Source organism: Nocardia violaceofusca NBRC 14427 (assembly GCF_963869435.1).
Classification (GTDB): domain Bacteria; phylum Actinomycetota; class Actinomycetes; order Mycobacteriales; family Mycobacteriaceae; genus Nocardia; species Nocardia aobensis.
In genome coordinates this window covers 1-698 of the sequence record NZ_CAWMPM010000077.1, presented here as the reverse complement: position 1 = coordinate 698, position 698 = coordinate 1, and the positions used below count along the sequence as shown (strand labels likewise).

Annotated in this window: 1 protein-coding gene; it reads left to right on the top strand. The window is 62.0% G+C overall.

The genetic code is table 11. The features are described from left to right. Positions 1-183 precede the first annotated feature (183 nt). Positions 184-698, top strand: a 515-nt coding sequence (locus tag AC5592_RS34385) for an SDR family NAD(P)-dependent oxidoreductase (RefSeq protein ID WP_157122453.1), incomplete at its 3' end; no start/stop codon positions are given.

Here is a 698-nt window from a genome sequence, read left to right as displayed (position 1 = left end):
CTTGACAGCCACTCCCATCTAGTTTGATGATTCCATCATATTTGTCGAGGCAGGACAGGAGCCGGCGACTGCGCCGTAATCAGGCCGGCGACGAGATTGTCGCCGCCGGAACAGTTTCGCTGTTCCGGGCAGCTACCTCCCACCCGGAACAGCCGGACAGGCCCTGGAAGGAAGGCACGACACGTGGACACCGTCGTCATCACCGGAGCGACCGCAGGCATAGGCCTCGAGTGCGCGGCCCAGCTCGCACCCGGCAGACATCTCGTTCTCGTCGGACGTAACGAGGAGAAACTGCGCACCGCCGCTCGACGGATCGGTGCGGCGGGCGCTGCCCGAGTCGATACCTTGACGGCCGACTTCTCGTCCTTGGCATCCGTGCGCACGTTGAGTGAGCAGGTGCGCGCCGAGTATCAGCGGATAGACGTCCTGATCAACAACGCCGGCAGCGTCAATGCCAAGCGCATCGAAACCGTGGACGGCTACGAAGCGACCTTCGCCGTCAACCATTTGGCCCCCTACTTGCTCACCGAGACAGTGAAGCCATTGCTGGTCGCCGGAGCACCGGCTCGCATCGTTTTCACTGCGTCCACCGGGCATTACCGCGGCACAATGGATTTCGACGACCTGCAGTACCGGAGCGGTTATTCGATCATGAAGGCCTACTCGCGCTCCAAGCTGGCCAATGTGTTGTACACCCG